Source organism: Alteromonas sp. ABE4_545, from assembly GCF_056161325.1.
The window spans coordinates 130,197-143,223 of record NZ_JBSWYY010000003.1 but is presented as its reverse complement, the minus strand read 5'-3'; the positions used below and the strand labels follow the sequence as shown (position 1 = coordinate 143,223).

The following is a 13,027-nucleotide window of genomic DNA, read 5'->3' as shown; positions in this document are numbered from 1 at the left end:
TACCTGTTGTCTATCTTAATGTTCTTTCTTTACGTTTCTTTCTTATGGTCAGGGAGAAAGATTGACCAGTTGTATAGGTCGCTATGATTCCCGCATGTTTACCCTTATGTTCTGCTATTCAGGGTATTCAGTACGGGGGCATAGTGAAGCAGAAGAGGGGTCATAAATAGTATCCCCCTCAAACGCTCTAAAATGCGTTCTACGCTGTAATATCCATAGCGACCCAAACTGGTATTCATGAACTTACGAATGCCATCAGGAAGGCTCTGAGAGGCTATTACACTACCTTTCTACTGATGTTTAATATGGTCGCCCTAGAGACACCAAATTGTTTACTTAATACAACCTTGCTGACTCCCTGTGACAGCTTAGTGATGACCTCTTGCTCCTGCTCACTGGTTAACTTGGGTTTACGACCACCATAGTTACCACTAGCGGCCTTACCTTCTCTGGTACGAGAGATAATGAAGTTCCTTTCCAGTTCAGCAAACATACCTAGTAACTGGACCATAGCTTTACTGAGAGGGTCTTTTTTGTTGCTAGTGTCTATCCCTTGCTCAATCGCAACGAAACCAACTTGTTTATCTGTGAGGGTATCCAGACAGTTGAGTACCTGCGAGAGTGAACGACCCAGTCTGTCCAATTTAGTTACTACCACAGTGTCACCACTACGCACATAATCAATGAGAGACGCTAGGGCTTGCTTATTGGACTCTTCTTTACCGGAGTGTTTACCTTGGAAGATTTTTTCACAACCGTATTCAGTCAGACGCTCAACCTGCAATGTGAGGTCTTGCTGATTAGTGGAGACCCTAGCGAATCCTATCAGTGCCATAATGTACCCTTAGTGTTACGTCAGAAACTTAAGAGATATTGACATCTAGAGACGCTACCGTCAACAACTCTGAGAAATCCATTTGTGACAGTGTTAGATTAATTGTGTGAGTTTTTGACGTTAAGATTCAAATACGTTGTTAAAATTCAATAGGTAAATACTTACGGCGGATCTTGTACAAGCTTTCATACATTTTATCTTGCGTATTTGCTGCCAGTTCACATAAATCCCAATCAGTATCCTTAAAGTTACCACCAACTAATGGAAAGCCATTTTTAGCATCTTCTTCTAACTTGGCGTAAATATCTTGGTGAATTGCACCAATATATGAGGGGGACAGTGGGTCTGAATCTGCTATGTGAACAAAATGCTCTAACCTTTTAAAGCAATCACCGTAATCTATAAGCCTAAACACAACTGGTCTCGTAGCTGCGCTCCTTTCCTGTAACAATTCTAAGTCTTCTTTGGTAGAGAGGTTTTTACCTTGACTACCAAGTAAATAACGGTCATGAGCAAACCAACTTTTGACATAGGAATCTACTAAGGGGTGAATTTGTTTTTCCAATTCATCAAGTACTTTGTCGAGTTTTTGGTGAGTGAATTGTTTCCGCCATGCCACTAGGCTTTTAATCGCTACGATTATTCCTGCAATCGTCGCTATTGAAGCGAATGTAGAAAGTATTTTTTGTAAAGAATCAAACGTACTGAGGTCACTACCTAGAACTCCTCCTATCGCTATGCCAGCAATAACAAGCAAGATACTAATGAGGGAATAGAAAACACTATCTGACATATACCATCCTTGAGCGATGCAACCTTTTGCGCAACTTGCATTTAGGCTACGAAAAAATGACCAAAAATAACACACGTTTTTTTCAAAAAGCATGGGACGCAGCAATCGCATAGGAAGGGTATTACCTCGCCCCCTCCCCCCTGCACTCATAGGAGATCGTGAGATAATCTGTGAGAAGACTTTAAGACACACTAAGGCATTGGCTTAGGTCTACGTTACGTGATCTTAGAAAGCCGTACAGAGCTTATTTGATATAGGTAAAGATTAGGGGGTAGATATTGAGAAGCTGATGGAATATCGTAAAAGAAGATTAAGGGAAAGTGTGAAACCAACCGTGACACAAAACGTACCACAGTTGGTTTCGATAGGCTTCTAAGTCATTGATTTATAATGACCCTGAAAGCGGGGCGATTCTTACATCATGCCGCCCATTCCGCCCATGCCGCCCATATCAGGCATTGCAGGCGCTGCTTCTTCTTTAGGTAGCTCAGCAACCATTGCTTCAGTTGTGATCATTAGAGAAGCGATTGATGCTGCGAACTGTAGAGCAGAACGCGTTACTTTAGTTGGGTCTAGGATACCCATCTCTAGCATGTCACCGTAAGTGTCGTTACCAGCGTTGTAACCGTAGTTACCTTCGCCGCCTTTCACAGCGTTAACAACAACAGACGCTTCTGCACCTGCGTTTGTAGAGATTTGACGTAGCGGTGCTTCCATAGCACGAAGTGCTAGTTTGATACCGTGAGTCTGGTCTTCGTTTTCGCCAGTCAATTCGCCAAGCTTAGCAGCAGCGCGAACTAGAGCAACACCACCACCAGCAACAACGCCTTCTTCTACCGCAGCGCGAGTAGCGTGAAGTGCGTCTTCAACGCGGTCTTTCTTCTCTTTCATTTCAACTTCAGTGGCAGCACCTACTTTGATAACTGCTACACCGCCAGACAATTTTGCCAAGCGCTCTTGAAGTTTTTCTTTGTCATAATCAGAAGTTGATTCTTCGATTTGACCTTTGATTTGTGCACAACGGCCTTCGATTGCTGCTTCTTCACCAGCACCGTCAACAACAGTTGTGTTGTCTTTGTTGATCACAACGCGCTTCGCTGTACCTAGGTCTTCTAGCTGAACTTTTTCTAGTTCAAGACCAATCTCTTCAGAGATAACAGTACCGCCAGTTAGGATGGCGATGTCTTGTAGCATTGCTTTACGACGGTCACCGAAACCAGGCGCTTTAACAGCAGCAACTTTCACAATACCGCGCATGTTGTTAACAACCAAAGTAGCTAGTGCTTCACCTTCAACATCTTCAGCGATGATGAGAAGAGGCTTGCCTGCTTTTGCTACGCCTTCAAGAGTAGGTAGCAATTCACGGATGTTAGATACTTTTTTGTCAACCAATAGGATGAACGGGTTGTCTAGCTCAACAGTGCCGTTTTCTTGGTTGTTGATGAAGTATGGAGATAGGTAACCACGGTCAAACTGCATACCTTCAACAACATCAAGTTCGTTTTGAAGTGCTTGACCTTCTTCAACAGTGATAACACCTTCTTGACCAACTTTTTCCATTGCTTGTGCAATGATGTCACCCACTTCTGAGTCAGAGTTAGCAGAGATAGTACCAACCTGTGCAATGGCTTTGCCGTCTGCACAAGGAGTAGAAAGTGTTTTAAGCTCAGCTACCGCAGCAACAACTGCTTTGTCGATACCGCGCTTAAGATCCATTGGGTTCATGCCTGCAGCAACAGACTTCAAACCTTCAGTTACGATTGCTTGCGCAAGTACAGTTGCAGTAGTTGTACCGTCACCCGCTTCATCGTTAGCTTTAGACGCCACTTCTTTAACCATCTGTGCGCCCATGTTCTCGAACTTATCTTCTAGTTCGATTTCTTTTGCTACCGATACACCATCTTTAGTGATCGTAGGTGCGCCAAATGACTTGTCTAGAACAACGTTACGGCCTTTAGGACCAAGTGTTACTTTAACTGCGTTAGCTAGGATGTTTACGCCCTTTAGCATCTTTGTGCGAGCGTCATCACCAAAACGTACTTCTTTAGCTGCCATGTTTAATTTCCTCTAAATTCTGTTAAACGGTTCGATTACTCAACGATTGCCAAGATGTCGCTTTCACTCATGATAAGCACTTCTTCACCATCTAGCTTTTCGGTTTTCACGCCGTAACCGTCGTTGAAAATAACGGTGTCGCCAACTTTAACGTCAAGAGCTTTAACATCGCCATTTTCTAGGATGCGACCGTTACCTACAGCGATAACTTCACCACGGGTAGACTTTTCTGCCGCAGAACCAGTCAAAACGATGCCGCCAGCAGATTTGGTTTCTTGCTCTGCGCGTTTGACGATTACGCGATCGTGTAAAGGACGAATTGCCATTTTCAAATCTCCTGAAAATTCAAACTTCAATAGTTGTATTATTGTCGAGGCATGACGTCATGCTCTCGGTTGTGTAAACAGCCTTCACGAGGAAGACTAAACTTTTATTCTGCACGGTTAAATGGGGGAGTACCCAGACAAACTCAAGGGCTTTTGTTAAAAAAAAACCAAAAAATTTCACACCTCGAGTAATTCACTGAATTCGCGCTGCATTTTCTGTATTCCCAAAGCAAAAAACCGTCGTAACGACGGCTTTTTAACCACAGTGTTCGTGCTTAACGCAAACGATGATTCTCGTCTGCGTGTTGAGTTTTATCTGTGTATTCGCCTTCAAACACATCGCCAGGTTCGTTGCGGCGGTCGAAGGGATTTTGTGGTTGCTGATAAGCCCCTTGGGTAACTACGCGCATTTGCATGTGTTTCATCACAAACTTGGCTAACAAACCTCGGGTGCCGGGCAACACAAAAAGAATACCTACAATATCGGTAATAAACCCAGGCGTAACTAACAATACACCCGCAATGACTAACATTAATCCTTCGGCCATTTCTTTGCCGGGCAACTCATTGCGCTGTAGTTTTGCTTGCGCATTTTGTAAGGTCGCTATGCCTTCTCGTTTCACAAAATACGCACCGACAAAGGCACTCAACAATACGATAGCGAGGGTATTCCAGCCGCCTATCACAGCGCCAACCTGCACTAGTAATGTCACCTCGATAATGGGCATCAAGGCAAATAAAACAAATAAGATCCGCAAAATAACTCCGCTCTATATCTTCTATTTCTATGAGATGGGGCGATTTTGTATAAAGCCAAGCCAATTAACCGAATTAGCCCGGAAATATATCGGTTTAGGGTTGACCAATTTAGGCAGGCATTGCGTAATACACCACTTGGTCACTTCGCGACTGACCTAAAAGTAAAATTGCTGAAAGTGAACATCGCCCAATACGGTCTGATAAGAACAAATACACATTAACTTTGGCTAAGGTAGCTGATTAGCATGACAATATTCACACGTTTGGTTTCCTATTTCTCGCTTCTGTTTACTCTCGCAGTGGCGTTACCAGCGTATTCTCAACTAACCAATGACGACCCATTTGCTTCAGGGTTTGGTGAACAGACTACCTTTTTAGACATCAACCAAGCTTTTGCTTTCGACTTTCAGCAAAATAAACAAACTCTCTCGGTCACTTTCACTATCGCGCCCGATTACTACCTGTATAAAAAGCAGTTTAAAGTGGCGACCAAACAAGCAGAACTTGGTGAGCCAAGCTTTCCTGACGCGACCTTGGTTGAGGATGAATTCTACGGCGAAACCGAGGTGTTTTTTAATACGGTCACTATCAACTACCCTATTTTGTCTTCGGTAAAAGACGGTGTGGTGAAGTTGCGTTACCAGGGTTGTGCAAAAGCAGGCTTTTGCTATCCACCGACAACACAGGTCATTTATTTGGATGCCGTATCGGCAGATACGCCTCCTCAACAAGCCGTAAGTGGGCAATCAGACAACGCGTCTTCTCAGTACTCTTTAGCCGATGAACTCGCTAGTGGCGACAACCTACCTCTTACCTTGTTGGCATTTATCGCTTTAGGAATAGGGCTAGCATTTACGCCTTGCGTGTTCCCCATGTACCCCATTATTTCGAGCATAGTGCTGGGGCAGAACCGCAACGTCAGCACAGGACATGCATTAAAGCTCTCTATTATTTATGTACAAGGTATGGCGATCACCTACTCTCTGTTGGGGTTAGTAGTTGCCTCGGTCGGCGTTAAATTTCAGGCGTTTTTACAAAACCCAATCATTCTCGGTGTGATGATCGCGCTATTTATTACGCTGGCACTGTCTTTGTTTGGCTTATTTGAAATCCAACTGCCTTCACGCTGGCAAGAAAAGCTCAACAACATGAGCAATCAGCAGTCTCAAGGCCAAGTGGTTGGAGTATTTGTGATGGGCATTATTTCCGGGCTTGTTGCTTCGCCATGCACCACGGCTCCTCTCACTGGTATATTGCTGTTTATCGGACAATCAGGCGATATGGTACTGGGCTTCGCCTCTCTGTATGCGCTGAGCATTGGCATGGGGATTCCACTGATTATTTTTGCGGTAACAGGCGGTAAGTTACTACCCAAGGCCGGAAACTGGATGACCATCGTTAAAACGACGTTTGGCTTTTTCATGCTCGCGGTGGCTGTTTTCTTTGTAGAGCGTTTGGTGCCCGAAAGTGTGGTGTTACTACTATGGAGCGTGCTTGGTATTTCGGCCAGTGTGTACTATTTGCTGCAAAACGCCGATTCGCGAGATTCCATCGCGAAATTTGCCCGATTAGCACTTATTTTATTAGGCTTTGCTGCCAGCGTAATTGTGGGATACTCAGGCCTGCTTTCACTTAAACAAGTGCAGAACGACAATCACGTCACGCAAGCTCACCCCACATTTACCGTGGTTAAAGACCTCGATGACCTACATCAAAAAATTGCTGCCGCTAATGCACAAGGCAAGTCGGTAATGGTCGACTTATATGCCGATTGGTGCGTAGCCTGTAAAGAGTTTGAAAAATATACCTTCCCCGATCCCGCCGTAGTTGACGCACTGTCTAATACTGTGTGGATGCAAATTGACTTAACCGACAACACCCCAACCAACATCGCATTTCAAGAAGCATTTGATATATTGGGTTTACCCACTATTCTATTTTTTAACCAACAAGGAATTGAAATTAAAAAAGCGAGAGTAACGGGGTTCATGCAAGCTGACGCGTTTGCTAAACATGCTCGATTGCACTTGTCTAACGATCCTAGTTGATTGATTTTATTAAAATAGAATAGGATTTATAAAAATAAATAGGTATAGTGATTTACCTATTTGTCAGGTGCATAATTAAGTTCTAAGCTTAGTCTAATAATGAACGCGTAGGATACTGATGAACAAGTACATCTCGCTAGGAATTGCGGGTGTTGTAGCAGTGGTTATTGCTTTGGCCGGCTTTGGCTTAGTTGCCACGGTGGTGTTAGCGCTAGCAGTATTGGCAATCGAGTATGGCTACAACCAGCTCGATACACAACCAACTGAAACACCTTTACAAACGTCTTCAGAGCAAACGCTGGAGCAGGTATTACCTGATTTAGCCTCTGCATCTACAGGCATACTCAATGAGTGTGAAGAAAACCTCAATAATGTGCTTTCTACTCACACCGACGCTGTCTCAACGTTGAGCGAAAGCTTTATCGGGCTTAGGCAACTGGTTACCGAACAATCCGAGGCAATTAATGCACTGATTGCTGCGGAATACGAATCAGAAGAGCTGTACAGCGAGCACATGCGCAACTTTGCCGAGCGTACCGGCGAGACGCTCGACAAAATTATCTTATCAATGGTTGATATGTCTGCGGGGATCATGGAGATTCTTGAGCAAGTAACAATAATCGACCAAAAAGTCCCGGCCGTTATTCAGGCCCTCAAAGACATAGATTCCATATCAGACCAAACCAACCTGCTGGCACTCAATGCTGCAATTGAAGCCGCGCGGGCCGGTGAGCACGGGCGCGGTTTCGCGGTTGTTGCTGACGAAGTTAGAACTCTGTCTAATCGTTCCTCTGAGTTCAGTGAGTCTATTCAGGCACAAATTAAAGCCATTAATGACAAAATTTATGCACTGAGCAACCGCATTGGCGAGTTAGCCTCTTACGACGTGAGTTTTGTTATTGATGCCAAAAAAGACATTAACGCAGCGCTCAAGAAAATTATTGTAAAAGCAGAACAAGACCAACAGGTGACAGGAGGGTTACAAACCTTATCTGAAAACCTTGATCAAGCGCTAAGCGATGCAATGCGCAGCCTGCAGTTTGGTGATATTAACGGTCAAAATGTTGAATTTATTCTCAGTGAGGTACACGCACTCACTACCCACTTGTCAGAACTAGAAGAAAGCCAAGATGTTGCCGCCATTGTTGAAGACTTCTCAGGATATTTAGAACGTCTGCAACAAAAACGTAACCCGCGCCACAACCCCGTATCAGCCTCCTCAGTTGATGCCGGTGAAATTGAATTCTTCTAACAGGAAATTTCTCTATGAGTACAATAACCTTACCTGAGCGCTTTGATTTTAGTTTCCACAAACAATTCACCGACAGCTACACTGAAGCTATTGCTAACAGTGGTGGTGGCAAAGTAATCACACTCGATTTTGGTCATGTGATGTACTTAGACAGTGCCGCGCTGGGCATGCTCGTATTGGCTAACAAACGCGCCAAAGAAAAAAGCTGCAAACTCGAAATTATTAACGCCAAGGGCGCAGCACGAGATGTACTCAATATTGCCAACTTCGACAGACTGATCACTATCAGGTAATAAACGGGGCGCGAATGGGACAATCAAACCAAAATCAAATTTGCTCGATTTTGCTGGTAGATGACGATCCCATTTTTAGCGAAATCCTACTCACCTTTCTGCATCACAAACCCGTTAAAGTGCTTTATGCCAAGTCGTTGGCATTCGCCCGGAAAGTGCTGGCAAAGCAAACATACCACGTTGACATTGTGCTGTTGGACAATGTATTAACTGACGGCTTTGGCATTGAATTAATGCCCGATATTCAACAACGAGAAGCCAAGCCTTTAGCTTTAATGATCACGGCCGATGACGATCAAGAAAGCATTAATAAATGCTTCGAATTGGGCGTGCATGATTACATGGTAAAACCCATCAACAACAACCTGTTGTGGGCCAAAATTCAACGTTCTTATGCCTTCCTGCAAAACGCGCGCAAGCTTTATCAGCAGAACGCCGTTCTAGAAGACCTAATTAGCTTAAAGGCGCAAGAAGAGCGCTTGGCAAGGCATGTATATGCCAGTATGGCGCAGCGTGACATGCGAATGTTGCAAGGCATTGAGATTATTGAACACTACGAAGGGCAATTTAGTGGCGACTTTGTATTTACCCCGCAAACACCTGACGACAGAGTACTGATCTTTCTCGCTGATGCCATGGGCCATGGGCTCGCAGCAGCGTTTTGTATATTGCCTGTGATTGGTGTTGCAAGGTCGATGGCATCAAAAGGAAAATCTCTGCAGGAAATTTTCCATGAGGTCAATCATAAGCTATACATTGATATACCTGACGATCGTTTTGTGGCCCTGTCTGGGCTAGAGATAAATTGGTCAACCGGCATAGTTACTGCCATTAACGCAGGTTTGCCGAGTATGCTCATTGGTACAAAAACTGGTGAGGTACGCACAATTCAGTCGAAATCAATGCCCTTGGGCATATTGTCATCTGAAGAGTTCAGTGTCGATTTAGAAGAGTTTCGACTGGAAGACAATCAACAAATCGCATTGTTCAGCGACGGCGTGATTGAACAAATGAACGAGCAAATGGAGCCTCTTGGCGCCACTAAATTTATGGAAAACGCACAATGCTTGTTACAAGACAACAAAAGCTGGGTGGCGTTAATGGACCATATGCTCATTCACGCAGGCACAAAGCCCATCGATGATGATGCCACTTTGTGTGTTGTTGACTGTGACAAATTGATACAAGGCCATCAGCAAGCGTCTGTTGTAAAGTCAAACAGCCAGCTCGATGGCAGGGTAGAACTGAACATAGAGATAAAAGGTAGACCTATTGCTGAATTAGATCCTTTGCAGTCAGTGCTACACTTTCTCAATAACGCAGACATTGAACCCGAAGTAAGACAAAAAGCGTTCACGATCGCAGCAGAATTGGTTAACAACGCCATTGACCACGGCATATTAGGCTTAGATTCAGCGCTTAAAAACGATGCCATGGGCTTCGCTGAATTTTTAGAAGCAAAAGAACAAGGCTTAAAACAATTAACACAAAAGGATTCACTGGTTATTACCGTGAAAACAGCCTTAAGAAGCGCCGTTGCCATTGAAGTCAAAGACAGTGGTACGGGTTTTGATTACGTCAATATCTCTTTAGTAGAGCAAGGCGATGCACTAAGTGGCAGAGGGCTTAAGCTGATTGAAGGCCTCTCCGACACACTAGAACGCAACGCCGCTGGTAACTATACAAAAGTAACTTTATCAAGGAACTAGAACACTATGAGCAAATCGATTTTGGTGGTTGACGATTCTGTTTCCATTCGCCAAATGGTAGAAACAACGCTGAAGTCAGCGGGCTACAAAGTACAGACCGCAGCCGATGGACAAATCGCATTGGACATGTGTCAGTCTCAACGTTTTGATTTTGTACTGACTGACCAAAACATGCCTCGCATGGACGGTATTACACTGATTAAGAATCTGCGAACAATGGCGTCTTACCGCACGACTCCAATTGTTGTGCTGACGACAGAAGCGAGCGATGCGATGAAAGCACAAGGTAAAGCAGCGGGCGCTACAGGTTGGATGGTGAAGCCTTTTGACCCGTCCAAACTACTCGCAATTAGTGCCAAAGTACTCGGATAAGGCGTAGTAAAATGTCGGTAGACATGAATCAATTCCACTCGGTCTTCTTTGAAGAGAGTGTTGAACATCTGCAGACGATGGAAGAATTGCTATTAAACATGTCGACAGAAGACCCTGATCCTGAAGACCTTAATAGCATTTTCAGGGCAGCGCACTCTATCAAAGGTGGCAGTGGCATTTTTGGGTTCGACGCCTTAACTGGCCTCACCCACGTAATGGAAACTATTCTCGACAAAGCCCGTAATCACGAATTAGCATTGTCGCCTGACATCGTCGATACCTTATTGTCTACCAGCGATATTCTGTCTGCCATATTACAAGCCTATCAAGATGAAACCCCCATCGACTGGGACGCGATCGAAGCGGGTACCAAAGCACTAAAAGCCATTCTGCATGAAGACGGTAACGTGACTATTGAACACGCAGAAGAAGACGATGGCTTTGGCTTTTTTGATAATGCTCCCACAGCCACCAGCGACCTTGATGACGACGATGGTTTCGGCTTCTTTGACGACGATGCAGGCTCAAACTCCTCAGCAAAACAAATGGCCGACGACGATTTAGACGGCTTTGGCTTCTTTGATGAAGAGCCTTCTACCGCCGAGGTTAAGAGCGAAGAAGAAGACGTTAGTTTTGGCTTTTTCGAAGAACCCACAGACACCGCGCCTACACCACAAGTTACCACCGCCGAAACCGATGACGGTTTTGGCTTTTTTGAAGAGCCAACACCACCCCAAGCTCAAGATTCGACGGAAGAAAAAGGCTATGGTTTTTTCACTCAAGTAGGCAAACAAAACGCCCCAGCAGAAAAACCCACACGCCCGGCTGCGGCCAAAACCGAGAACAAAGCCCCGGTTGCTAAAACGAGTAAACCCGCGGCTAAAGAAGCGTCGTCTATTCGTGTAGATACCATCAAGATCGACAGTGTAGTTAATTTGGTTGGTGAAATGGTGATAACCCAATCTATGCTGCGCAACATAGGCCATGAGGTAGAGGGCAACGCTGGCGACAAGCTCGAATCAGCCATTGACGAGCTGTCTCGTAATATTCGTGAAATTCAAGAAGCGGTAATGTCTATGCGGATGTTACCTGTCTCGTTTGTGTTTAATCGCTTTCCCCGCTTAGTGCGAGACCTAGCAGGTAAGTTGGGCAAAAAGATCGACCTTGTCATTGAAGGTGGCAACACTGAGGTCGATAAGAGCATGATTGAAAAGCTGGCCGACCCGCTTACGCACTTGGTGCGCAATAGTCTAGACCACGGTATCGAAAGCGCCGATGTTCGGGCTAGCGTAGGCAAGCCTGAAACAGGCACTGTGGTGCTCAAAGCCGAGCAACGCGGCAGCAATATTCTTATTAGTATTAAAGATGACGGTGGCGGGTTAAATCGAGAGAAGATTCTCGACAAAGCCCGAGGCAACGGCATGGATGTACACGACAGCATGCCAGACAAAGATGTGTGGAAGCTCATTTTTGAACCCGGTTTTTCTACCGCTGAGGCCGTTACAGATGTATCTGGTCGTGGTGTAGGCATGGACGTTGTTCGCAAAAATATCGAAGCAGTTAAAGGCAGCATCGAGATTGAATCTGAAGCGGGCGTAGGGTCTACCTTCATCATTCGTTTGCCTCTCACTTTAGCAATTGTCGACGGAATGTGTGTAGCCGTAGGCGACCAAACCATGGTGGTCCCTCTTACCAATATTGTAGAGTCTTTCCAGCCCAATGTGGCACAAATGAAATCGCTCAACAAAGACACACTATTGTGGGTGCGTGAAGAGTATTGGCCACTGGTGAGGTTACATGACTTAATGGAAATCGACGACGCGATCATCGACCCAACCAAAGCCATTGTGGTGTTAATCGAATCCAGCAAAAACCGTTTTGGCTTGTTAGTCGACAGCTTGGTTGGCCAACAACAAGTCGTTATTAAGTCGCTTGAACAACATTACCGCAAGGTACCTTGTGTAGCGGGCGCAACCATTATGGGCGATGGCAGTGTTGCACTCATACTCGACATTGAATCTATCGCTACAAGAGTTAAACAGATCCACCCAAGGGAGATGGCAAATGCAGGATAAGCCAACTCAGACTCATCCTGGCGATCATCAAGATCAAACCGAATTTCTCACTTTTATTCTTGGCAAAGAGTTTTACGCCATCAATATAATGACGGTAAAAGAAATTCGCGGTTACGACCCAACAACCAAAATCGCCAACGCACCGCCTTTTATCAAAGGCGTATTGAATTTACGTGGCGACATTGTCCCAATCGTTGATTTGCGTATTAAATTTGAATTAGGCGAAGTGACGTACGATGAGTTTACCATCGTCATCATGTTGCACATTGACCAACGCATCGTCGGCATTGTTGTTGATGAAGTGAGCGATGTGTTAAAGGTAAGCGAGAATGAAATTAAGCCGCCCCCCAATTTCGGCGTTGCATTCGACAGCGATTACCTCCTCGGTCTCGCCAATATCAATGACCAGATGATTACACTCGTTAATATAGAAGCGCTGATCCGCAGTGATGAACTTGAACTGTTCGACACTGACAAAGCGACCCAAGATTAATTCCTTTTCGGAAAACA

General features: G+C 44.9%; 12 protein-coding genes. 7 read left to right on the top strand and 5 right to left on the bottom strand.

Annotated elements, in window-relative coordinates; translation table 11 throughout:
* Window positions 1-277 precede the first annotated feature (277 nt).
* The 5 genes from ACXAH6_RS04580 to ACXAH6_RS04560 form a co-directional block, all read right to left on the bottom strand.
* Window positions 278-835, bottom strand: a complete 558-nt coding sequence (locus ACXAH6_RS04580; RefSeq protein WP_474875457.1) for a recombinase family protein — start codon at window positions 833-835, stop codon at window positions 278-280.
* A gap of 139 nt (window positions 836-974) precedes the next feature.
* Window positions 975-1,628: a hypothetical protein gene (locus tag ACXAH6_RS04575; protein ID WP_474875456.1), complete on the bottom strand. Its 654-nt coding sequence runs from the start codon at window positions 1,626-1,628 to the stop codon at window positions 975-977.
* 414 nt (window positions 1,629-2,042) lie between these two features.
* Window positions 2,043-3,683 (bottom strand): chaperonin GroEL, encoded by a 1,641-nt coding sequence (gene groL, locus ACXAH6_RS04570; RefSeq protein WP_474875455.1) that lies wholly within the window; start codon window positions 3,681-3,683, stop codon window positions 2,043-2,045.
* Window positions 3,684-3,718: 35 nt separating this feature from the next.
* Window positions 3,719-4,009 carry a co-chaperone GroES gene (locus ACXAH6_RS04565; RefSeq protein ID WP_474875454.1) on the bottom strand — a complete coding sequence of 97 codons (291 nt, stop codon included), beginning with the start codon at window positions 4,007-4,009 and terminating at the stop codon, window positions 3,719-3,721.
* Between the two features lie 275 nt (window positions 4,010-4,284).
* The gene (locus ACXAH6_RS04560) at window positions 4,285-4,767 is read right to left on the bottom strand and encodes an FxsA family protein (protein WP_474875453.1); all 483 of its coding nucleotides are present in this window, start codon (window positions 4,765-4,767) and stop codon (window positions 4,285-4,287) included.
* Window positions 4,768-5,013: 246 nt separating this feature from the next.
* Here ACXAH6_RS04560 and ACXAH6_RS04555 point away from each other — a divergent pair, with 246 nt between their 5' ends.
* From ACXAH6_RS04555 to ACXAH6_RS04525, 7 genes are all read left to right on the top strand, one after another.
* Window positions 5,014-6,816 carry a protein-disulfide reductase DsbD gene (locus ACXAH6_RS04555; protein WP_474875452.1) on the top strand — a complete coding sequence of 601 codons (1,803 nt, stop codon included), beginning with the start codon at window positions 5,014-5,016 and terminating at the stop codon, window positions 6,814-6,816.
* Between the two features lie 118 nt (window positions 6,817-6,934).
* The gene (locus ACXAH6_RS04550) at window positions 6,935-8,068 is read left to right on the top strand and encodes a methyl-accepting chemotaxis protein (RefSeq protein ID WP_474875451.1); all 1,134 of its coding nucleotides are present in this window, start codon (window positions 6,935-6,937) and stop codon (window positions 8,066-8,068) included.
* Window positions 8,069-8,082: 14 nt separating this feature from the next.
* Window positions 8,083-8,361: an STAS domain-containing protein gene (locus tag ACXAH6_RS04545; protein ID WP_474875450.1), complete on the top strand. Its 279-nt coding sequence runs from the start codon at window positions 8,083-8,085 to the stop codon at window positions 8,359-8,361.
* A 14-nt stretch (window positions 8,362-8,375) separates the two neighbouring features.
* The gene (locus tag ACXAH6_RS04540) at window positions 8,376-10,070 is read left to right on the top strand and encodes a SpoIIE family protein phosphatase (RefSeq protein WP_474875449.1); all 1,695 of its coding nucleotides are present in this window, start codon (window positions 8,376-8,378) and stop codon (window positions 10,068-10,070) included.
* A gap of 6 nt (window positions 10,071-10,076) precedes the next feature.
* Complete coding sequence (locus tag ACXAH6_RS04535; protein WP_474875448.1) at window positions 10,077-10,442, top strand: response regulator; 366 nt, start codon at window positions 10,077-10,079, stop codon at window positions 10,440-10,442.
* A gap of 11 nt (window positions 10,443-10,453) precedes the next feature.
* Window positions 10,454-12,517: a chemotaxis protein CheA gene (locus ACXAH6_RS04530; RefSeq protein ID WP_474875447.1), complete on the top strand. Its 2,064-nt coding sequence runs from the start codon at window positions 10,454-10,456 to the stop codon at window positions 12,515-12,517.
* Window positions 12,507-13,010, top strand: coding sequence for a chemotaxis protein CheW (locus ACXAH6_RS04525; RefSeq protein ID WP_474875446.1), 504 nt, complete (start codon window positions 12,507-12,509; stop codon window positions 13,008-13,010). The genes ACXAH6_RS04530 and ACXAH6_RS04525 overlap by 11 nt, the downstream gene beginning before the upstream one ends.
* Window positions 13,011-13,027: the final 17 nt, after the last annotated feature.